Origin of the sequence: Clavibacter californiensis (assembly GCF_021952865.1) — a bacterium.
GTDB lineage: Bacteria > Actinomycetota > Actinomycetes > Actinomycetales > Microbacteriaceae > Clavibacter > Clavibacter californiensis.
Genome location: NZ_CP040793.1, coordinates 24,324 through 44,488 on the forward strand (window position 1 = coordinate 24,324; position 20,165 = coordinate 44,488).

Consider the following 20,165-nt stretch of genomic DNA (forward strand, 5'->3'; position numbering starts at 1 on the left):
CGTGCAGCAGGAGCGGCATCGCTCTCCCTTGCCAGACTCCAGGCATCGCCCGAAGAGAGCACCCTACCTCCGCGCACACCCCCGATGACAGCCCCGGACGATGTGGACGACGGCAACGAGTTTCAGTCCACCTTGGCACCATCAATGCATGGGACGAGCCAGCCGCGCCAAGAAGGATCCCGCTCGGCAGGAACGCGCAGCGTCTCAGCTCGCGCACGCACGTGAGACGCAGCGGCGCTGGCACGAATCAGCGGCAAACGACCGAGCGCGTCCGCCTGCCGAGCGACTGAAGCATCTCCTCGCGTCCGCTCACGATGACCTGCACACCCATCGCCCCGAGATCTGGGAGGTACACGAGGCGCTCACCGCACTCGGCTGGGAGATCGCGGAAGCCACGTGGGACGACATCATCTGGGACGCTCCCGCCGCCGCCGACTTCGGCAACTGGGTGGATGACCCCAACTCCGACATCAATGAGGCGACGGCGTGGGTGATCGTCGACGCGCTCTTTGACCGCCCGCTGTACCACCTCGGCCTTCCCTGTCTCGACGACAGTCCAGTCGCCACGGAGATGTACTTCCTCGACCGGCACCGCTTGCTCTCGGCAGCAGAACAGGCCATGGCCCTGTGCCCAGGGGACGACCTCCGCCCCCTCTGGGCGGCCTTCCCCGATGCCCTCACCGCGAAGCAGTCGGAGACATGCGACCGAGGGATACAGGTCGCGGTCGGCGCGGTCCGTCAACTGACCATGCCTCCCCGCTGACGAACCGCACGCGGCCCGTCACGTCCTACCTGTCCCGCACCTGACGAGGATCACCCCGAGCTGGGCACCTCCTTGCGGGCCACAGTTGCGGGATCCCACGTCCGCGGTGCTCCGCGGCGACTTCCGACCACTCGCGGGACGTCCCACACCCAATGCGAAAGGGGCCGCCCTCACGGGTGGCCCCTAGACGCAGTGAGTTCTCAGACGGCGGCAGAACCCTCCTCGGAGCGGCTGCGGCGGGTCCGCGTGCGGACCGCTCCACGTTCAAGATCCCCAGCAGCCGCTTCCAGTTGCTCGACAGCCTGATGGTTCGAGAGCAGCGCTCGCTCGTAGTCAGAGATGGTCGTGACTGGTTCAAGCACGACCGTGCCATGAGGACTCCGCGACACCCGGTAGTCGCGGTTGGCCTCGAGGAGCTTGCCGAGGCTGACTCGCCTGCGGTCGTCAGTGTGTACAAGGGTCATGGTGTCTCCTTCTGCACTTAAGTGCTTGAGACCAATACTAGTCGAAAGTGGGGCATGCCGGCAATTGGGGTTCCAGCCGTCCTGCCCCATTCATATGGTAAGCTATCAGGATGGACACAGCTTTCACCGCGCATGCAGAAGATGTAGAACGCCAGCTCACGGACTACGAGTACGACCGGCTCTGGTCCGTGCTTGAGAAGGTGATGGTTGACCCGGAGGAGGCCAAGCACGCCGGATGGACGAGCTTCATCTCCTCTAAGAGCTGGTGGGCCTCGAAGATCCCCGGCACCAGCTACACCGTGTTCTGGCTCGTCGATGCAGGAGGAACCCTCATGGTTGTCCACATCCTGGAGGACACCGGCTTCTGACAGGGGAAGCGCTCATTCGATCCATTGAGATCAGATGGAGCGTCACCTCCCGGCGAGCCTGCACCTGTCGCCAGCGGTGACTCACCCGCGGACCGGTTCCATGGCGCGCTCGTTCGCTGGATACGCTCTAGCTCATAGGCGACATGCAGGACAGGAGAGCATGGCCATGGCGGAACTGACGCAAGCTGAGTTCGAGCGCATCGTGCACGAGGAGGCGGTGGGCATCTCCCGACTCGAGAGCGTGTCGGTGCGTGGTTGGGGAGTCACCGTCCGTATTCGCGCACGCCGCGTCCCCTGGGACGCATCCGTGCACTTCGATCCGACCACTGCGCACGCCACGATCACGTCCATGTACATAGGCGCAGTCGTGCCGCGGATCCTCGCCGACAACGTTCGCCAACGAATGCTCGCCGTACTCGCCCTCGCCTGAACCGAGCCCGTCCACTCCAGCACCTACATCGCGGCCCTCTCGCGCGCAGCGTTCGACTGGTGCCGATACAACGTCGCCCGGCTCCACCCCACGAGACGTGCCGCATCCTCCGCCGTCCGGCCACGGGCTCGCGCGTCGGTTGCGATCTGGAGCTTGTCGGCGATCACAGCCGGATCCGACAGAGGACGGCCGAAGCGCGTCCCGTTGTCGCGTGCGACAGCGATGCCGGCATTCACGCGCTCGACGATGAGCTCACGCTCGTACTCGGCCAGGCTCGCGAGCATGCCCAGCATCAGCCGGCCCGAGGTGGTCGCCGGGTCGATGCCGTCGGAGACCGACCGGACCTGTACGCCCCGCTCGCGGAAGTGCTTCACGGTGCTGAGCACGTCGAGCATGGAGCGGCCCAGGCGGTCGATACGCCAGACGACGAGGATGTCGCCGTCCTCGGCGTACTGGAGCAGCTTCTTCATCCCGGCCGCTCGATCGCAGCTCGGCTGCCGGAGGTCACGTCGGCGAACACGTCCCGCTTCTGCACGCCATCCTTCACCAGGGCGTCGAGCTGGAGCTGTGCATCCTGACTTGTCGTGCTCACTCGCGTGTATCCCAGGCGTCTCACCCGCGTAGTCTGCCTCAGAAATACCCGCGGCGAGCTCCGCCGAGACACATCACGGTGAGACGCCTTGACGAGACGTCCGAGGCCCAGCGGACAGGGGCGCTCGACGCAGCTCGGACGGACACGAAGTGGTGTCTCGACAAGCTATACCTTTTTGAGACGCCTATGGAGTCAGGCCTGTCTCGGCGGGAGCGGGCGTGCCCTTGGGCACCCGCGGACAAGGGGTGGCGAGAGTCTTAGGACGGAGAGGCAAGTCGTGAAGCTGTCCCTTGTCGGCTCATGAAGCACGATGACTAGGATCACACTCGTGGGAAGCGATCGCACAGGTAAAGACGTAAACGCAATAACACCGCATCAATCTACCGAGGAGCAGACTCCGCGCCGACGCCCTCGAGGTTCTGGCTCAAAGCGCTCGAAAGGCGCGCGTGCCCTAATGGCCATCTGGAATGGCTTAATTTGGAGCGGTCGTGTTTCAGTCGTACTAGTCGTAGGCATTGTCGTGGCAGATTTCAGTATCGACACCTCCTCCCCCGAGGAAGGCGACGTGTTTGGGCTTCCGCGCGTCGCGGTAGGAGCGGTGCCGGAGCAGGAATGGAAAGACTGGGGCGTAACGTCGGTCGGAATGTACGTCGAGCCCACCGAGGGAAAGTACGCAACCCCGCTCTGGCCACAAGCAGACACCATCAGAGTCGAGCTCCAGGTAGTTGCGTATGGAATCCTCACCGAAACTCCCGATGCACTCGGAACGTTTACCGCATCGCCACCAACGCTGCAAGTGACTTTGCCCGAAACTGTCAAAACGTATGAGCTTGAAAGCGACCAGGTGCGAGCCACCTTCATCTATGACTTCTATAGAGACCACGAACTGGATATACGAAAAAACCCACCTGGAGTACTAGAGCACCCAGAACGAGGCGCGGCTCCGATCATAGCAAACTCGACCACTCTCACCCCTGTAGTTTACACTCTACCGACAATTGAGGGAGAAGTAGGGGAAAGGAAAACAGAAGCTGTGGCAGTTTACTGGCTCAGCTTCCACACGTCGTCGACGTTCATGCGATGGGATGGGATCGGAAAGGCTGTACACATGATCTCCTGGAACCCGAACACCGGAACCAAACTCTTAACGCAACACACCGGCAAAAACCCAAATGTACTCGCCTTGCTAACTAATCCTTCGCACTTCGCACTAACTGCCCCGGTACCAAATGTGTCATACGCCGGACTGACTGCATCAGATCAGTTAGATCCCGGCGCTATGCACGTCGTTGAAATTAGCACGCGCAACTGGATGACTGATGGCATTACCTTTGCTCGCGGATGGGTACTCCCTGCGGTGTTCGCAATATTTCTCGAATTTATGATTTCACGACGCATAGCATCTAAACGCGGTCGACACGTCGCACCGGAGAGCGCGCATCACTAGAGATCTGTGCGATTTTACGTTAGGCCATTGATTGTTGCCGCGATCGCCGGGGCGCCAAATACAACAGCAAATAGGGAACACACTGCGGCCGCGTCCTCGAAACCGTGTTTGGCATCTTCGAGATTTTCATCACGGGCGAACGTGGAAGACAATTCCTTCAAAAGCAACAATATTGCGGACCCAATCACTCCAACAACTGCCAATTCGCCATTCATGAAGAAGGCAATAAAAAGGGCAGTGCACAGCAGGGATGCGATAACCAGTTTTGTTATTTGCCATCCCGTAAATATTACACCGAAACGTTTTTTCCATGTAAGAAGTTCGCCTGCGTCAACGACGGGCATTTTTGGAAGTTTGCGAGCATGCGCGCCTGAATCCGTTGTGTGATCTGCCATACCGTCAAGGTACTGGCACTCGGAGCGCGTGAAGGCGATTCGGTGACACCACATCGGGGGCGGGCTACGGATGGCTTGAGCGGCGCATTTGAAGCGCACTGTCTTGCTCGATAGCCCGGCTGGCAGACGACGAAGCTCCCCCTCGCCGGGGTGCTCACACCCGTCGACACACAGTTGGCCGTCGGGGACCGCAAGCAACTTCCTCTTCGGAGTAGGCGTGTATACACCGGACGAGCCTTCACGTCGGGCCGATGCGTAGCCGTGACGGCAAACCCGATCCGCCCGACGCGCGATCGTCGTTCGTCGTTCGTCCACGCAACCCCGGCGAGTTACCACGCTGGGCGCGCCGGCCCGCGCATCGGCCGTGCCACGAGCGGGAGGGCCGCTCCGCGCCGGTCGTCGAGCTCAGCGCCTAAGGAGGACCTGAGCGGCGCGCGTGAGTGGCTGCGTGCGCATGTCCACGAGGTTTTTGAGCGCGGCCGTATCGCCGCCTCCCTGCTATAGGAGTACCGCGCCAGCGCCAAAAGCTCAAGCAATGCAAGAGGGGGTCGATCCATGCTGGGTCGACCCCCTCTTCGGCGTCTTCGAGAGCTAGCGAAGGATACGGAAATCGGTAGCGCTCTCGATTGCGTCGTGACGGAACTGAACATACTGCGGTCCGCGCCGTAGCGGGGGATGTTGCCGTAGTGGATGCCGTAGGCGGTGGTGCTGTAGAACCAGTGGCCGCCGCTGTCGCCGTCGAACCGCACTCGCGGCCGCGCTCGTCCTCGTACCCGCTGCGGCCCAGGTATCACCCGCGCACACTGCCACAGATGCCTCCGCGCTCACGACCTCCGCAGTCCGCGGTCCGTGGACGCCGCCCGGCACCAGCGTCGGCCCTGGGATCCACTCTTAAGCGATCACCTCCCCCGGCGGGCCCGTGCCCGATAGTGCGCCTCCCGTCGACGTCTTCGCTCGCGCACAGCAATGGCCCTGGGATGTCCAAGGCCATTGCTGTGCGTGGGCACGTGAGTGTGCTTCTCCGCATCGGTGTTCTACCGGACGCGCAGATCAGGCCGTGATGCGCCTGATGCTGCGGGTACTACTTGCCGCGACCCGAACCGTTGCGGGTCCGATCGGCCTGGACGTATCCCATGCCGGGGCGCGGTGTGGGAGGGAGTGGCTCGCCACGGGTGACGGTGCGCTCCTGCCCGGTGATGCCTCCACGAGGCCCGACGAGCGCGTACTGGCCGGAGCTGGGGGCGATGTTGCCGGAGTGCAGCAGGGGATTAGTTGCCATGGTGCGGTCTCGGCCGGCGACTCCCGCTGCGAGACGCACCCCGGCGGGGCCATCGCGCAACGAGCTAGGATCGAGAAGTTCCCTAGACAAGAACTCTGGACCCCGTGTAGCCGGCCACCCTCGAGGTGGCTACGTGCCGCTCGGGGTCTTTCTTTGTCTCATCGTAGTCGACCCCACCCACCGTAAGGGGCGAAAAATGCAATTTGAGGCACGATTGCATCACATGTGGGATTTGTTGACCCGGGGTCAACACAGTGCGCTTAGAGGTCGATCTGAGGCCAACTAGCCCCCTCTGAGCGAATAGATCCATACCCTCACCGTGTGGATTCGCCTCTGGGAGATCACTAGTTCGAAGTAGCGGTGATGTACAGATGCATCACCGTCGAACTCGTGTCCGACTGGATCGCGACCCGCGCTTTACGGCCAAGTGCTGGCGCGCGGGTGGCTAGCGTGGGGGAGTGCCCCCCTCCGCCTTCCGTGCTTTCCTCGACGAGTCAACGGCGAGCCGGGGCGACGAGCGGCAGGAGTACCTGGTCTGCGCGGCGCTCATCGACGAGGCGGACTGCGACAGCATTCGTGAGCAGCTGCGGCCGCTGCTGCTGCCGGGCCAGATCAAGCTGCACTGGACGGATGAGAGCGACCGGCGCCATCGCGACATCGTGTCTCGCATCGTCGAGCTCGGGCCCATGAACATCGTCGTCTCCCACCTGGACACGTACCGAAAGAAGGTCGAGCGGTACCGGCGCAAGAGCCTCGAGACGCTCTATCACGAGCTCGTCACGATGGAGACGTTCGACTTGACCCTGGAGTGCCGGTCCGACGGCCAGGACAAGGCGGACCGGGCCCACATCGTGGGGTTGCAGGCCCAGGGGCTCGACCGGCGGCTCCGCATCGGCCACCAGCGCGGCGGAGACGAGCCGTTGCTGTGGATCGCAGACGCCGTCCTGGGCTCCATCAACGCCGCCCACCTCGGCAACACGGATCACTACGACCAGCTCCGGCCGACGCTGCTCATCAAGGCTCGCACGACGGACTCGCTGGACCCTTAAAAGCGAAAGACCCTAGATCCAGTCGTCCGGCTGGGGTTCCAAGGTCTTCTTCCTGACCCGTCGTAACGGGAGGCATGTCAAAGCTATGACATCCAAGAACGATGAGCAAGACGATCAGCAAAACGCACAGCAAGACGAAGAGCAAGACGCCCACCAAGACGAAGACTAAGACGTCTACCGCCGCACGCCCAGTGACCGGCGCTCGTGGTCCTACTCCATATTCCGGCCGATGGCCGGTGGCCGCTCGTACGCTCGTCGACGAGCGCGGCCGGACGCTCCCACCCGATCGAATCGACGGAGGAGAGCCCCCGGTGAGCAAGGTCAAGAGCAAGCTCGACGGCATCGACAGCCTCGTGCGCGACGTCGGCGCGCACCCGTGGGCGCACCTCGAGGCCGGGTACTGGAGAATCCAGGTCGCCGACCGCCCCGTGCTCGGGTACGTGATGCGGCACCGGGCGGAGCTCGGAGACTCGTTCATGTTCGAGGTCTACGCCGACGCCCGCAACGACCAGGGCCGACGCATCTGGATCCGCCGCGAGCACTCGTTGAACACGGCCGTGGCGTGGATGGTGCAGCACAGCGCCGAGCTGATCGCGTTCGCGGCACGCTCGCGCTCAGGTAGCCGGCGGCCGGCGGAGACGACGGCCGCGGAACATGCCTCCGCCGACGTCGACCAGGCCCGGGAGCTCGGCCATGTAGAGCGCGGCCAGCTCGGGTGACGCGGCCGTCGCGTGGATCGTCACGCGCCGGGCGTCCGCGACGGGCAGCAGCTCGGGCAGCAGGCGGACGCGCAGCGCACGGCCACGGCCCGTTCCCGGTGCCGCCGCGATGTGGTCACCGATGTGCCACCCGGCGCGGGTCCCGAACAGCGCGAGCACGACGTCGCGCTCGGGGCTGAGGTAGTACCGCGTCCACGGGCACATGACGAGGACGTACCACCATTTAGTCCAGGCCCTGCACGAAGGCCACCCCAGCCGAGGCGCCAATCTTCCCGCCTCGGCGGCGGGCGGAAGCTCCACAGCCGACGCCGCCCTTTGAGATCGAGGCCGCACAGTCTTCAGTCGATCGCCGCTTCCCACCGAGCTCGAGAGAACCGCGCTCGCGTGGATGCGATGTTGAGGACCCTGTCGATGAGGCTCACAGGCGGGCTCTGACGACAGTCAGCGCAGGCCGCCTCCGGGGCAGGGAGGCGCCTCAAAGCCAGAGCGGTTGCGACTCCCAATACGAGAAACCGCTTGGAATGTATCTCCTAGAGAGATACAATCTTCACATGAAGTCCCTTGATGCCCTTCCTCTCCTTGCAGAACTCACCGCAGGGCAGTGGGGCATGGTCACGACAGCCCAGGCCGAGGCCGTCGGGGTGTCCCGCCTGCAGCTGTCACGACTGGCTCAGCGCGGCCTACTCGAGCGGATGGCACACGGCGTGTACCGCGATGCCGGCAGCGCGCCGGGGGAGTGGGACCCGATCCGAGCAGCATGGATCAGCACCGACTCACGTAGGACGGCAGAGGAACGCATCACATCGGGTGACCCTCGCGCTGTGGTCGGCGGTAGCACGGCGGCTCACCTCCACGGCTATGGCGACCTGCAGCCGGAGCCCTACGACTTCATCACCTCGAAGCGCCGCCAGTCGCAACGGAGCGACGTCCGCTACCGGCAGCATCAGCTCGACCCACATGACGTGACGGTCGTCGCCGGGCTCCCGACGACGACCGTCGAACGCACCATCGCCGACCTCGTCCTCGAGGACCAGGACCTCAGCCTGGTCGCGGACGTGCTCGCCGATGCTGTCCGCGCTGAGTCCATCGACCTTGACCGCCTCGCCGATCTTCTCGAGCCGGCCGCCCGGCGGCCCGGCCGGACAGCCGATGATGGAGCCGGGTTCCTCCACCGGCTCCTCGAGCTCGGGGGAGTGGACGCCGCCTCTCGGCTCCGGCGGGCTCTCGAGGGTGCATCCCGAGGCAACGCGACGGCATTCAATGCGGTGCAGGTCAGGATCGGCGAGGAGATCGCGAAGTCGCTCTCCCGCTCGATTCTTGAGACGTCGGGCGTCCTGCCGGACATCTCTCGGATCGCATCCGCGGCGATCGGCCGGATCGGCGTCCCGGAGATCGTCAGCGAGTCGGTCGCCCGTGCCCTCAGGCCGCAGACTGGCTACATTTCGGAGATGCTCCTCAGCGAGATCCGCGGCATCCCCGCGCGAACGCAACGCACCAGCGATCGCTCCGAACAGAGCAGAGCGCGCGAGAGCGCGACGAAGGACTCCGGTGCCTGACCTGCTGGGCTACAGCTCGGGTCCCGCAGCCAGGGCCGCGATCAAGACGGCCGCGCAGAAGGCCGCGCAAGGGGCATCGCCCTCCGTGGGCGATCTCATCAAGCAGACGATGTTCGATCGCTTCCTCTGCCGCGTGTTCGCCGACGACGAGCCCATGTTCGTGCTGAAGGGAGGGACGGGCATGCTAGCGCGCATGCCGCGCAGCCGTTCGACGCTCGACATCGACCTGGCGGCAACGGAAGGCGCGCTCGACGCCGCCGTCGACGAGCTCGTCCAATGCGCATCACGGGATCTCGGCGATCACTTCCGCTTCGTCTACAAATCGCGGACAGAGCTGCTCACCGGCGAGAACCAGCCGTACACGAGCGGATGCCGGGTCACATTCGACGCGTACCTCGGAGTGACCTCGCACGGCAAGATCGGGATCGACCTGGCCGTAGGCCACATGCCCTCGGCAGCACCCGAGCGTCGAGCGCCGGCGAACCGGCTGACGCAGCTTAAGTTCCGCACGTACGACTACCTGCTGTACCCGCTCGTCGACCAGGTCAGCGACAAGCTCTGCGCAACGTTCCAGGTGTACGGCCCAGAAGGCCGGCCGTCGTCACGGGAGAAGGACCTGGTCGACCTCGCCATGATCGCGTCCTTCGAGACCGTCGACGCGGCCGAGCTCCGGGTCGCCGTCAACCAGGAGTTCCTGCTTCGCTCCCTCGAACCGGTCGATCACCTCACCGTGCCCGAGCACTGGGGCGCCGCATATCGACGCATGGCCGCGACGACGCCGCTGGCGGATCACCGCCCTCGGATCGAGGATGCGGTCGAGCTCGTCTCTTCGTTCCTCGATCCCGTCCTCGACGGAACCATCACCGAGGGGCGTTGGGATCCGACCACGTCGACGTGGGTCGCAGGCGAAGGGACAGATCCTCGCGAGGACGCGTGACGCGCGCGAACTCCCAGAGACAGCCGCGCTGTACTCCACGCAGAAGAGCAAGGGTCCCAGGCGAAGTGCCGTGGCCCACAACATCGCCTCAGCCGTTGTCGGACTGACCCCTGGTCCGATTTCGCCGCGTTCAGAGGTCCATAGGCGGCCGTTGGCTGGTGAAGGCGCCTGATTTGCCCCTCTCGCCGCTTGAACTCGCAGGCCGATAATAATATTTATGTCCTGTTGTGGTCCCTTGACCGCGGCGATGGCGCCCTGGAGAGCGACTACCCCAGGCGGTTAACGATCCCTCGCTGATTCCACGGCCTCGCCCATGATCTTGTCGAGGTCGACCTGAACGCGCAGTCTCGCGATCGGACCACCCCAGATATTGTGAACATGCGCCCACTGCCCTGCAATCAAACTTGGTGAAACCTTGAGGCGCTGCGCCAGCGATATGACGTCACGTGGCGACGAGATACCTAGCAGTTCGGATTGATAGCCAGCTGGTATCAAGACCTCCTGAGCGTACCTATTTGCTGCTGTCTCGTGCATGTCGTCGTCATCATTAACGCGACCCTCGTCGATAAATGTACTCCTCTTGGGATGCATCACGATGTGCGCTATCTCATGCAGAATGGTAAACCACAAGCCGTCTAGTGTCTTATATCGACTGGTAACTGCGATCATTGGCGTTCCGTTTATTCTTCGTGAAACACCGCTGATGCGGGTACCGGGCACTTCGGGAACAAACACTAATACTACCCCGGCATCGAGCAAAGCCGCTTGAGCGTCCAGAAAGGCTACTCGCGCATCTTTTACTGTAAGTCGAGGCAAGGACCGCGCAACCTTATCGAGACCCTTCGCGTCATACTCTTTTACGCGTGACACGTAAGGCTGTGCTTGTATCTCCGCCAGGCGAAGCCAAAGCGCCGTGAGGTTCGCGTCGACAGGGTGCACCTGGCTCCGCTTGTAGGAGGCTTGCGGCACCAGCCAAGTGTCTTCATATGCCTTAGGCGAGGCCACTTGAAAGAACGCAAGCAGCTTTGCCACTAGGGCCGAGCCGGTGTCTTCTGCGCTAATGACGCAACGCTGTATCAGGAGGTGGCGTGGGAAAGCGGCCGCCCATGACACAAAGTCGGCCGCCGCGCTGCGACGTTCAGCTCGCGCTTGCTCAGCTTGGTAGGCCGCTTCCAGACGGAGCCATGTGTCGGCAGGCGTTCCCAGGACCTGTTCCAATGTGACAGCGACGTCAGGCGAGACTGACGCGGCGCCCTTTACAACCAAGTTGATGTGCTTGGTGCTCAAGCCGGTCCGCAATGCAAGCTGCGCTTGCGTGAGTAGACGTGCGTCGAGTTCACGCTGAAGGAGCCGACCCGGGTGGGGGGCGAAGTCGAAGTTGGGCTCTCTGACGGTGTATTTGGTCATGATTCTCAATCAGCTTGCGTGCCGGAGGATGGAACGGCCGCGAATATGCAGGTCTTGGATGAGTAGGTCTTGGATCACGGGGGCATGGGTCTGTAGGTACCTGCGCCGTTGTGTTGCGGTCACCTCGTCCCCTTGCACCCAGTCGATGTTGAGCGGCTGCGCGTGTAGCTCCACGTGCTCCAGGGAGAACGTCAAGCCGGCGGGCCCGACGTTGGTCTGGACGCTCTTGAAGGTCAGCAGGTGGTGCAGTCGAGGAACGTGCGCCAGAAGGACCAAGAGGTCCTGAGCGGCGGCCGCCTGCGAGCCGACGGCCGCGCGCAGCCGTGCCGGTTGGCAGCAGAGGACCTCAAGAGCGGGGTCGACCCAGGCCATGTTCACGTTTACCTCGTTGGTACATCGAATCGGTGGTACACTTCAGATGTACCGACTAGGTACATGCTACTTCCTTCCACTCGGGGAGGAGGGGCGCCACGCCAGTGAAGGAGGGACCCATGGTCCCCGCACTCCCCACCCCCCTGACCATCGACATCGACGGCAAGGGCCTTCGTACTTCGGACTACGACCAGGACGCCGCTTCTCTCATGCGCCTCGCCGGGCGCGATCCTAAGATCTTCGACCTGTTCCTCGTGACGGAGCACGGGATTGAGGAGCCCATTCGAGACATCCAGATCGTCAACCTCACGGACGGCATGCGGTTCGTGACCAGGATCAATCTCCGGTTCACCATCGACGGTCAGCCCTTCAGCACCTACGACGATGACCAGACTGCCAGCAGCCTTCTCCTTCTCGCAGGCGTCGCACCCGCTCAGTACGACCTCGCGCGCGTCCGACCCAACGGCCAGACGGAGTCGTTCCGCGACGAAGAGATCGTCAAGCTGCAGAACGGCGACGAGTTCGTCACAGCCAAGCGGGTCGGTGGAGTCGCGTGAGTGACACGTCCGGCCTCTCCCCGGCCGCTCAGCAGTTCGTCGACGACATGACAGCTGCTGGCGCTGCCGCCTGGGTCGACGGGACACAAGTCCTCTACAAGGTTCAGGCCACAGACGGGCAGCTCGCTCCAGAGATCATCATCACGGGGGTTGGGCTGGCGGACGTGCAAAGCTGGCCCGCAATCCCGCCTCACTGGATCCACCTACCCGAGACGCTGACCTTTCCGCAGACAAATGAAGAAGCCACCGAGTGTCCTGGATGGCAGCGACACTCGCGGGACTACGGAAACCCGGATCCAACGGTACCGCCGGCCCTGTCATGGCTCCGCCACGTCCGAGGTTGCCTGACCATCGCCATCCGTCGGGAGGTCTGACATGCGTTACTCCGTAGCCATGTCGGGCGATGTCGAGACCACCATGAGAGACCACCTGATCCGTGACGACGGCCAGGAGGACGTGCTCATCGCCACATACGTCCTCTCGACCGGCGACAGGCGAATCACCGCACTTATCACGTCCGTGATTTTCCCGGAAGACGACGAGCGACTCGTCCACGGCAACGCCTCCTTCACCAGCCGGTACGTTCTTCGTGCGTCGACACAGGCGCGTGCGCAGGGTCGCGGCATCGTCCTCCTGCACTCTCATCCGCTAGGTAGGGGTTGGCAGGAGCTCAGCGACATGGACTCGCACACGGAGTCTGAGTACAAGCGTGTCGCACTCAGCATCACCACGAAGCCGCTCGTCGGGATGACTCTGGGCGGCGCCAACACGGCCTGGTCAGCTCGCTTCTGGTTTGACTCCAGCAAGCCCACCTGGGCGGAGTCCGTTCGCTCCGTCTCCAACAAGCTTACGGTCACGTGGAACGACCGGCTTCGCCCGATCCCCAAGGTGACCGATTCCCAGAAGAGGACAGTCTCCTCGTGGGGGACGACAACTCAAGCTTCGATTGCTCGGCTCCGTGTGCTGGTTGTGGGTGGAGGAAGTGTCGGCCTCGACGTTGCTCAGCGTCTCGCCGCGACGGGTCTCGCAACGGTCGGGATCATGGACTACGACGCTGTCGAGACCGTGAACCTCGATCGCATGATTGGTGCTACGAGATCGGACGCGGCCCTCGGCCGCTCGAAGGTAGCCGTGGCATCCCGACTGATGCGCTCAGCCGCCACCGCCAAGACGTTCGACGTCGTCGAACACGAAGTCAGCATCACAGACCCTGTCGGTGTTTCCGCGGCGCTGGACTACGACGTGATCTTCTCGTGCGTCGACGGCCCCTGGGCTCGTGCCGTGCTGAACGCCCTGGCTTACGCCGACCTCATTCCCGTCATTGATGGTGGCATCGCTCTTGACGCACTGCCAGACGGACGCATGCGCAACGGCATCTGGCGCGCACACACCCTCGTGCCGGGCGCCCCGTGCATGGCGTGCCTCGGGCAGCTCGTTCTGAGTGACGTATCCCTCGACAAGGATGGTCTCCTCGAGAACCCGGAGTACATCTCAGGAACCCAGCGTGAAGCCCCATCGCATCAAAACGTGGCGGCGCTTTCGGCAAGCGTCAGCGCCGCGGTACTGGCTCAGTTCGTCAGCCTCACCGCCCACCCGGGTGGGCGCGGGAGCCCTGCTCCTCTTCGCTACATGCTGTCAACGCACGATCTGGAACATTCACGGGCGGCCTGCGGCCCCTACTGTGCTTTCACCAGCGCCACCGCCGCAGGAGACGGGCGCACCCCGATCGCCGAACCTCGGGATGCGTGGCGCACGATCGTCCGCAAGCGTGCCCACACGAAGAAGCCGCCCCTCCTTCGCGTTCTTGATGCCCTTGAAGGTCGCCTGCACGCCGCAATCGATCGCATCACATAGGGACCGGGTGGCGGCCGGCAAGCTGATACTAGAAAGCTCTGCCCCTCATGCGTACGCGCTAGGAGGTTTATCCATCACTACGTCGCGCCCAGCTAGCGAGCCTGCTCGGAAGGCCCCCAAGGAGCGATCCGAGGACGGAGCCGTCGACGAAGCGAACGCTTGCCGGTCGCCGCCATGCCTCGAGGAACGCAATCGCGGCGACTTTCTTCAGCATTTGGCCCGGACTCGGACGCGCGTCGGGTGTGCCGGCACATGCGCGCGAGCCAATTCCTGTGCCGATAATGTACCTTATGTCATGTAGTGATCGTGTGGACACTCCCGTGTTCGGGTTCGCCTACTCCAGGAGGGACTGCCAGTCAGTCACTGAGCCCTACGCTGCGGGCCGCCTTTACCGCCGAGCCTTTCAGCGTCGGATCGCACCACAAGGCACTCAAACCGCTGAAAAGTCCGGCTAACTCGTCGCCGAGCGCGACGCGGACAATGCAAGCGTGGCGTGCAGGAGCGCCCGTTGAGTGGCCACGTCTCGGGAGTGCTGCGCATGAAGCGTGGGCCCGTATGCGTAGTCGTAGAGCGTCGCGACTGCAGCGAGATGCTGCTCACGCGACAAGGAAGCGACGTCCACACCTGACGGGAGGTCGGAGCCAAACGGGTCGATAAACGGACGAGCCATATCGGCAGCATAGGCGTGTGCTCGCGTACCAGCCCGTGCGTGGTGGCGACGACGGCGGGTAAGCCCAACGATTGGGCGCCTGGCCCGGCAGCGAGCCGAGATCGCCGCCGAGACTGTCCTAGCCTGAGACCACTCACGGAAGAGACGGAATTGCATGGCGGATCAGACCTCGCTGCGTGACGACCGATGGTCGAAGGTCGCGATCCTCACGGGTGCCGTCGCGCTTGGCGTGTACGCCGTGCTCTGGTGCGTGATGTGGCTCCCGTTCTACATCGACGGGACCGGGCTGCTGATCCTCTACCCGCTCTTCCTCCTCGCATGGGTACCCATCGAGCTCCTGGCAGCTCTCAGCTTCGCTTTCGCGATCGTCGCCCTGGCGAAGCGGCAAGGCAGAACGTCTGGGACCATCGGGATCCTGATCGCCGACGTCCTGTTCGTCGTCCTCTCGCTCCCGACACTCTGGTACGGCGAGTTCCCCTGGTACGTCTTCACCCCCTGAACAGCACGAGGAGCACGACGTGACCGCACCAGCACGGCCGCCTCGACGCAGCGGCCTCGGACTCGGCGCGGTCGTGTGCCTGGCAGCGCTCTCAGCGTGCGCAGCACCGGACGAAGCCGCCACCCTGGATTACTACTCGACGAGCAGCACGCCCGCACCGGCCGACGTCGTCGCTCAGGTCGAGGTCGCCGGCGTCACCATCACCTGGCCACAGGAACCACACGACCTCCTCATCACCTCCGTCGCCAGTTCGAGCTGCCCCCGCGTCCCCCTCGAGTTCCGCAGAGACGCATCGCAGACCCTCGTCGTCGCTGAGGACACAGGAGAAAGCAGCGCCTGCTCAGCCGACCTCGGCCCCACGACCTCGCGCTTCGAACGACCCGACGCCTGGACACCTGCCGCTCTCGTGACGGCAGAACAGGACGGTGACACCCTCCTGCTCACGGTGGAGTAGGCCATATCGTCAAGTGGCTAGATACACACCCGCGCAGTTGCCGCCCCCGTCGAGACGCAGGACGATGATGACCGTGCCGCATTCCAGACTCCCAGCCGCCGCGGGGGCGCTCATCGTCGTCGCGGCCGTGAGCGGCTGCAGCGATCAGCGCATCTTGCATCTCAGTCAGAGCGAAATCACCGAGCCAGCGTGCGAGACCACTCAAGACATCCCCGCCGCCGATCTGACGGAAGCCGCAGACCAATCCTGCCGACCCTTCGGGTCGACCATCGTCTTCCCGTCCGGCGACCGCATCACCATCCAGGGCGGCGCCGCCTCGGTCGTCGCAAATGGGGACGACACCACCAGGTACTCCTACGAGGACGTAGGCGACTAAGGGGTGATCGCCGCGCGGTATACGGCAGATTGCGCCGACGTCGAAACGTGGGGTCCTGCTGAGGCGATCAACAAAGTCCGGGAGGCGTTCGGAGAGCAGTGGCCCTGCGACCCGCAGTAGGAGCACCGACGACGCCCACTCCTCGGCGGGCAACCCGCCCTGCCGATCTCCACAGCAATGGCCGACTAGACGTCGGACGCGCTCCCCTACCACTGGGGGGCTACGAGTGACGATCGGCGAGAGTAGGTTCGCCAGCAGGGGATCACCATCGTCGCGTCGCCGAGGCGACTTCGACCATCAGCGACACCTCCCCGCACGCCAAACCGAAATGAGTCGTTGATGAGAAACCTGTACGCAGCTATTGCGGCCGGCGTGATGCTCATCATCGTCTCCAGCTGCTCTGAGCCCAGCGCGAGCACACCCACTCCGACGGCCACAGCGCGCATGAGCTTCGACGACGGCCTCCTGACCATCCAGCAATACCGGGCCGCCGACGGCAGCTACAACTCAGCCACCGCCCGGCTCGCCGGCCCCCTGTCGTTCGAGGACGGATGCATTCGCGTCGGCGGCTACACCGTCGTCGTGCCACGCCCCGCGACCTGGGACGGCGAGACCCTCACTGTCGGCGACCAGAGCTTCACCCTCGGCGACGAGCTCGACATGGTCGGTGGATACGCGCAGAACCGACAGCCCGGACAGCCCGACGACTGCCCCGGAGAGACATTCTTCGCCAGCGGAGTCGAGCCCCTCGCAGACGAGCCCTGAGCGCACTCTGCCCGACGCAGACACGAGGCAGCTGCCGCCACAGGCGTCCGGCAGGGGATCCCTCCCCGGACGGCTCCAGCCGCCATCAAGAACTCGTGCTCACCTACTACCTATTTGCGTTCGGCTCCGCCGCGCGCGTGGGATGCTCGCGCAGTGACTGGACCCCGCGATACCCGTGATGCGGTCTACGCCGAGATCGACCTCATCGCGACGTGGACGAAGTGGCTGCCATTTTCCGAGGCCGCGAGCACGATCGACCGCCTTCCCGGCGTTTACTCCATGCGGAGCGGTGACCGCATCGTGTACGTGGGTATGGCCGGCGAGCGGGCAGGGAGCGGCAAGCCCAGTGGCATGCGTGGCCGACTTGCGAGGTACACGAGTGGTAAGGCCGCCGCCTCTGGATTCGGAGAGGCAGCACTAGACCGCGCTCTCGCCGACGTCGCCTTCGTGAGGCAACAGCTAACAGCCCTCGAACAGGGCAAACCTCGTCGGACGACGGAGTGGTCGCAGGATGCGATTGGGTGGCACGAAATTGAATTGAGGTGGACAATCTGCACGGACGCCGGCGCGGCAAGAGTCCTCGAGAAGCAAATCGTCCAGTTGCTTCGTCCACACGGCATCTGGAACCGCTAGTGGGGCCGGTCACTCTTCCTGCCAGACGTCCCCGGGCGAACGCTGTTGGACGCAATAGCGACCACTGGCCTACTTGTCTTCGGGCTTCTCGTACCAGCGGGGTGTGCGAAGGTGCGCTGCGAGAAGGTTCGTCTCCATGTCGCGCCGGTAGCGCAGATGGTTGATGGCGGCGGACGCCGTTCCCTCGTACGTGAGCGCTTCGCCCGGAGTGGGCACATGGCGACCGTGCGCAACCTTGTTCCGCAGGTCCGCCAGTTCTCTGATGAGGTCAGCTGCATCGTCACTGAGGAAGCCGCAGTTGACCAGCGCTCTGACTAGGGCCGAGGTGCTTCGGTTCGGGTTCTTCCTCGAACGCGGCAGGGAGTCGGTGATGTGAGCAAACTCCTCCACCTCTTCATACAGGGCAGCCCACGTACGCATGATGAGCCCCGACGGGTCGCTCGAATCTCCCAACGCCCCGACCGGGTTAGTGGAGCCGTGCTTGTCGACGTGCGACCCCGAGCCCTCTGCTGGCGCATGCGCCGACGTGTCCTCAGTGGGGGCCTGATCGTCAGTTGGCACCTCGGCGCCAGGTCCCTCGAGGTCGGCAGGGGCAGCAATGGGAAGGTCAGCAGGAAGGGTCCCAGCTGTCGCCTCTGCCTCCGCGAGCTCATCGCCGAAATCAGCTTTTACGCCAGGGGCTTCCAGGTGGCGAAGCTTGCCGAGGGCACCTGCGATCTGCGACCTGAAGACGATGCCGAGCACGAGCACGACAGCGGGCCATGCCACCGAACTGATCCATGACGAAACTGCTTCCAGCCAATCCATCTCGTCATCGTGGCAGACAGGGCGGTTCTTGCCGACTGTCCGCGAAGGGATTCCTTGTCGGATTACCGAGAGCGCCGGAGTCGGTCGACCTCCGTGCGGCCGGCGCGGACGCTGGACGATTGGACAAACCCGAGGTTTTAACGCGTGAGGACCGCACGATGTTGATCGGCGTGCTCGCGAACTTGAGCGCGGTAGTCCTCGGCGCGGACGAGGACCATCCGGCGGGGTGCGCACTCGATGCGGCATGTGGTCGACCGCTACCGGTCGGACCTCGCGATGCAACTTCATCACCCTCCATTTGATCGGGAGTGCTGGGCGACCCTCGAGGTGCAGGTTGGGCACCTTCGCATCATGATCGGGGAAGACCTCGGCTGATACCGAGCGATGGTCCGGTGACGGATACTTACCCGGATCACTCGCTCCTCAACGCAGGGACGGACTCGACCCGAGCTTCCGGCGCGTCGCCACCCGGTCGAGGACCGCCTCCACATCGGTGAGCGCGAGCTCCCTACCCGCGGCCCCGGTCGGGATCGTCGCCGTCGGGCGCTTGATGCTGATGCTGAGCACGCGTCCCATGAACCGCACGACCGAGGAAGCCTTCTCGGCGCTGAAGTCGAAGACGCACCGCACCTCGTCGACGTCCACCGTCTTCCACCACCCTCGCCAGGCAGCCGACTCCACCAGGTCCCCGAGACGTTCCCTCTCCTCCTCGTACTCCTCGGGGGACGTCGTCGAAGTCGTAGATGGCGCTCCCCCACATGACGTCGATGTGGTCGTCCGGCTTCTCCACGAAGCGGAAGCCGATCGCCGTCGCCGGGCCGGACGGCTCGATGGGCAGCGGATCCACGTGCCCGCCGCGCACCTCGACGGCACCCGTCACGACGTCGAACGTGAAGCTCCCCCGGTCGCCCAGGATGATGCCCGGAACCGAGATCCCCTCCACGGTCGTGCTCGACGTCCACCGCGGGCTCCGCGCCGCCCGGTCGAACGACCAGTACGAAGACCCGCCGAGGATCTCGACCGAGAGTCGCAGCGATCGTTCTCCGCGCAGCTCATCGACCTCCACCCGCAGCCGGAGGAACCCTTCGTCGCGGAGGACGCCGACCAGACGCATGCGGCGGGATCGGCTCCGATCCTGCTTCCACGGGCCGTGTCGCTGGAACTCGTAGTCGTCACGGCGGACGGCGTCGGCCGCGCGGTCCACGGCCGCCGGGTCGCCACCTCGTCGCGCCACCAACCGCTTCAGGGTCTCCCGCCACATGATCAGCACCAGCGAATCCCGCTCGCGGACGTCGAGGTCGTGGAAGCCCGCCGGGACGCTGACATGCGCGATGTCCTCCCCGCCCGCCATGTGGTTCGAGACCTCGACCTCCAGGTCGCCGCTCGCCGACGGTCGACCGGGCAGCAGACGGATGCTCGCGAACGGCATCGTGATGCCCTCCGCCGCCAGGCACTCGCCCAGGGGCTCAGTGACCTTCAGGGAACCGCGCAGCAACGCGTCCATCGCGAGGACCGGCCCATGGGTCTCCTCGTGCATCCCATGCGGATACCACCGGCGGTCCGGCCAGCCCCCGTCCGGCCACACATGCACATTGCTCAGCGTCGGCGCCATCTGCCGATCATGACAGCGACAACCGCCGCATCACCACACCCCACCGGTGCCCCGGTTGTGGATCCCTACCCGGACCATCATGACCTCGGGTTGAAGCCGCGAACACAGGCGTCTCAAATTGGTGGTCCGGCAATCGTTCCGGCGAAGGGGCCTCTCCTGA

The 20,165-nt window shown here is 64.2% G+C and carries 22 protein-coding genes and 1 pseudogene; 16 read left to right on the plus strand and 7 right to left on the minus strand.

Annotation, left to right across the window (positions count from 1 at the left end):
• Positions 1-148 precede the first annotated feature (148 nt).
• On the plus strand, positions 149-763 hold the full coding sequence (locus FGD68_RS15200) for a hypothetical protein (RefSeq protein ID WP_119372089.1): 615 nt from the start codon (positions 149-151) through the stop codon (positions 761-763).
• A gap of 200 nt (positions 764-963) precedes the next feature.
• Here FGD68_RS15200 and FGD68_RS15205 read toward each other — a convergent pair whose 3' ends face one another.
• The gene (locus FGD68_RS15205; RefSeq protein ID WP_119372090.1) at positions 964-1,227 is read right to left on the minus strand and encodes a hypothetical protein; all 264 of its coding nucleotides are present in this window, start codon (positions 1,225-1,227) and stop codon (positions 964-966) included.
• Positions 1,228-1,337: 110 nt separating this feature from the next.
• On the opposite strand from FGD68_RS15205, the gene FGD68_RS15210 reads away from it, so the two are divergent.
• Both FGD68_RS15210 and FGD68_RS15215 read left to right on the plus strand, forming a co-directional pair.
• Entirely contained in the window at positions 1,338-1,595 is a 258-nt protein-coding gene (locus tag FGD68_RS15210; RefSeq protein ID WP_119372091.1) for a hypothetical protein, read from the plus strand.
• A gap of 160 nt (positions 1,596-1,755) precedes the next feature.
• Complete coding sequence (locus tag FGD68_RS15215; RefSeq protein ID WP_119372092.1) at positions 1,756-2,025, plus strand: hypothetical protein; 270 nt, start codon at positions 1,756-1,758, stop codon at positions 2,023-2,025.
• Positions 2,026-2,048: 23 nt separating this feature from the next.
• On the opposite strand, the pseudogene FGD68_RS15220 reads toward FGD68_RS15215, so the two are convergent.
• Positions 2,049-2,641 (minus strand): annotated as a pseudogene (locus FGD68_RS15220) (recombinase family protein).
• A 496-nt stretch (positions 2,642-3,137) separates the two neighbouring features.
• On the opposite strand from FGD68_RS15220, the gene FGD68_RS15225 reads away from it, so the two are divergent.
• Complete coding sequence (locus FGD68_RS15225) at positions 3,138-4,064, plus strand: hypothetical protein (RefSeq protein WP_147361579.1); 927 nt, start codon at positions 3,138-3,140, stop codon at positions 4,062-4,064.
• A gap of 14 nt (positions 4,065-4,078) precedes the next feature.
• Here the strand turns inward: FGD68_RS15225 and FGD68_RS15230 are convergent, their stop codons facing one another.
• Positions 4,079-4,459, minus strand: a complete 381-nt coding sequence (locus FGD68_RS15230; protein WP_147361580.1) for a hypothetical protein — start codon at positions 4,457-4,459, stop codon at positions 4,079-4,081.
• A 1,737-nt stretch (positions 4,460-6,196) separates the two neighbouring features.
• On the opposite strand from FGD68_RS15230, the gene FGD68_RS15240 reads away from it, so the two are divergent.
• The 4 genes from FGD68_RS15240 to FGD68_RS15255 all read left to right on the plus strand — a co-directional run bounded on the left by FGD68_RS15240 (position 6,197) and on the right by FGD68_RS15255 (position 9,999).
• Positions 6,197-6,787 (plus strand): hypothetical protein, encoded by a 591-nt coding sequence (locus FGD68_RS15240; protein ID WP_119372095.1) that lies wholly within the window; start codon positions 6,197-6,199, stop codon positions 6,785-6,787.
• Between the two features lie 311 nt (positions 6,788-7,098).
• On the plus strand, positions 7,099-7,506 hold the full coding sequence (locus FGD68_RS15245) for a hypothetical protein (protein ID WP_182480854.1): 408 nt from the start codon (positions 7,099-7,101) through the stop codon (positions 7,504-7,506).
• 551 nt (positions 7,507-8,057) lie between these two features.
• Complete coding sequence (locus FGD68_RS15250; RefSeq protein WP_119372120.1) at positions 8,058-9,062, plus strand: type IV toxin-antitoxin system AbiEi family antitoxin domain-containing protein; 1,005 nt, start codon at positions 8,058-8,060, stop codon at positions 9,060-9,062.
• On the plus strand, positions 9,055-9,999 hold the full coding sequence (locus FGD68_RS15255) for a nucleotidyl transferase AbiEii/AbiGii toxin family protein (RefSeq protein WP_119372097.1): 945 nt from the start codon (positions 9,055-9,057) through the stop codon (positions 9,997-9,999). The genes FGD68_RS15250 and FGD68_RS15255 overlap by 8 nt, the downstream gene beginning before the upstream one ends.
• 279 nt (positions 10,000-10,278) lie before the next feature.
• Here FGD68_RS15255 and FGD68_RS15260 read toward each other — a convergent pair whose 3' ends face one another.
• Positions 10,279-11,406: a HigA family addiction module antitoxin gene (locus FGD68_RS15260; protein ID WP_119372098.1), complete on the minus strand. Its 1,128-nt coding sequence runs from the start codon at positions 11,404-11,406 to the stop codon at positions 10,279-10,281.
• Between the two features lie 9 nt (positions 11,407-11,415).
• The gene (locus FGD68_RS15265; protein WP_119372099.1) at positions 11,416-11,784 is read right to left on the minus strand and encodes a hypothetical protein; all 369 of its coding nucleotides are present in this window, start codon (positions 11,782-11,784) and stop codon (positions 11,416-11,418) included.
• Positions 11,785-11,897: 113 nt separating this feature from the next.
• Here FGD68_RS15265 and FGD68_RS15270 point away from each other — a divergent pair, with 113 nt between their 5' ends.
• From FGD68_RS15270 to FGD68_RS15305, 8 genes are all read left to right on the plus strand, one after another.
• Entirely contained in the window at positions 11,898-12,335 is a 438-nt protein-coding gene (locus tag FGD68_RS15270) for a multiubiquitin domain-containing protein (RefSeq protein WP_119372100.1), read from the plus strand.
• Positions 12,332-12,709, plus strand: a complete 378-nt coding sequence (locus tag FGD68_RS15275; protein ID WP_119372101.1) for a hypothetical protein — start codon at positions 12,332-12,334, stop codon at positions 12,707-12,709. Before FGD68_RS15270 ends, FGD68_RS15275 begins: the two co-directional genes overlap by 4 nt.
• Position 12,710: 1 nt before the next feature.
• Entirely contained in the window at positions 12,711-14,189 is a 1,479-nt protein-coding gene (locus FGD68_RS15280; protein ID WP_119372102.1) for a ThiF family adenylyltransferase, read from the plus strand.
• An 824-nt stretch (positions 14,190-15,013) separates the two neighbouring features.
• On the plus strand, positions 15,014-15,358 hold the full coding sequence (locus FGD68_RS15285; RefSeq protein ID WP_119372103.1) for a hypothetical protein: 345 nt from the start codon (positions 15,014-15,016) through the stop codon (positions 15,356-15,358).
• A 19-nt stretch (positions 15,359-15,377) separates the two neighbouring features.
• Positions 15,378-15,812 carry a hypothetical protein gene (locus FGD68_RS15290; RefSeq protein WP_147361581.1) on the plus strand — a complete coding sequence of 145 codons (435 nt, stop codon included), beginning with the start codon at positions 15,378-15,380 and terminating at the stop codon, positions 15,810-15,812.
• A 64-nt stretch (positions 15,813-15,876) separates the two neighbouring features.
• Positions 15,877-16,188 (plus strand): hypothetical protein, encoded by a 312-nt coding sequence (locus FGD68_RS15295; protein WP_119372105.1) that lies wholly within the window; start codon positions 15,877-15,879, stop codon positions 16,186-16,188.
• Between the two features lie 339 nt (positions 16,189-16,527).
• Positions 16,528-16,953 (plus strand): hypothetical protein, encoded by a 426-nt coding sequence (locus FGD68_RS15300; RefSeq protein ID WP_119372106.1) that lies wholly within the window; start codon positions 16,528-16,530, stop codon positions 16,951-16,953.
• Between the two features lie 153 nt (positions 16,954-17,106).
• Positions 17,107-17,586, plus strand: coding sequence for a hypothetical protein (locus tag FGD68_RS15305; RefSeq protein WP_237610039.1), 480 nt, complete (start codon positions 17,107-17,109; stop codon positions 17,584-17,586).
• A 69-nt stretch (positions 17,587-17,655) separates the two neighbouring features.
• Here FGD68_RS15305 and FGD68_RS15310 read toward each other — a convergent pair whose 3' ends face one another.
• Both FGD68_RS15310 and FGD68_RS15315 read right to left on the minus strand, forming a co-directional pair.
• Positions 17,656-18,393, minus strand: coding sequence for a hypothetical protein (locus tag FGD68_RS15310; RefSeq protein WP_147361583.1), 738 nt, complete (start codon positions 18,391-18,393; stop codon positions 17,656-17,658).
• A 508-nt stretch (positions 18,394-18,901) separates the two neighbouring features.
• Positions 18,902-20,005: a hypothetical protein gene (locus tag FGD68_RS15315; RefSeq protein WP_119372108.1), complete on the minus strand. Its 1,104-nt coding sequence runs from the start codon at positions 20,003-20,005 to the stop codon at positions 18,902-18,904.
• Positions 20,006-20,165: the final 160 nt, after the last annotated feature.

What these genes read in the sequence shown, in the direction of transcription:
- FGD68_RS15285 (WP_119372103.1), top strand. Translation starts at nt 15,014, where the DNA reads ATGGCGGATCAGACCTCGCTGCGTGACGACCGATGGTCGAAGGTCGCG.
- FGD68_RS15200 (WP_119372089.1), top strand. Translation starts at nt 149, where the DNA reads ATGGGACGAGCCAGCCGCGCCAAGAAGGATCCCGCTCGGCAGGAACGC.
- FGD68_RS15295 (WP_119372105.1), top strand. Translation starts at nt 15,877, where the DNA reads ATGATGACCGTGCCGCATTCCAGACTCCCAGCCGCCGCGGGGGCGCTC.
- FGD68_RS15230 (WP_147361580.1), bottom strand. Translation starts at nt 4,459, where the DNA reads ATGGCAGATCACACAACGGATTCAGGCGCGCATGCTCGCAAACTTCCA.
- FGD68_RS15260 (WP_119372098.1), bottom strand. Translation starts at nt 11,406, where the DNA reads ATGACCAAATACACCGTCAGAGAGCCCAACTTCGACTTCGCCCCCCAC.
- FGD68_RS15310 (WP_147361583.1), bottom strand. Translation starts at nt 18,393, where the DNA reads ATGGATTGGCTGGAAGCAGTTTCGTCATGGATCAGTTCGGTGGCATGG.
- FGD68_RS15210 (WP_119372091.1), top strand. Translation starts at nt 1,338, where the DNA reads ATGGACACAGCTTTCACCGCGCATGCAGAAGATGTAGAACGCCAGCTC.
- FGD68_RS15315 (WP_119372108.1), bottom strand. Translation starts at nt 20,005, where the DNA reads ATGGCGCCGACGCTGAGCAATGTGCATGTGTGGCCGGACGGGGGCTGG.
- FGD68_RS15280 (WP_119372102.1), top strand. Translation starts at nt 12,711, where the DNA reads ATGCGTTACTCCGTAGCCATGTCGGGCGATGTCGAGACCACCATGAGA.
- FGD68_RS15300 (WP_119372106.1), top strand. Translation starts at nt 16,528, where the DNA reads ATGAGAAACCTGTACGCAGCTATTGCGGCCGGCGTGATGCTCATCATC.
- FGD68_RS15205 (WP_119372090.1), bottom strand. Translation starts at nt 1,227, where the DNA reads ATGACCCTTGTACACACTGACGACCGCAGGCGAGTCAGCCTCGGCAAG.
- FGD68_RS15250 (WP_119372120.1), top strand. Translation starts at nt 8,058, where the DNA reads ATGAAGTCCCTTGATGCCCTTCCTCTCCTTGCAGAACTCACCGCAGGG.
- FGD68_RS15215 (WP_119372092.1), top strand. Translation starts at nt 1,756, where the DNA reads ATGGCCATGGCGGAACTGACGCAAGCTGAGTTCGAGCGCATCGTGCAC.
- FGD68_RS15270 (WP_119372100.1), top strand. Translation starts at nt 11,898, where the DNA reads ATGGTCCCCGCACTCCCCACCCCCCTGACCATCGACATCGACGGCAAG.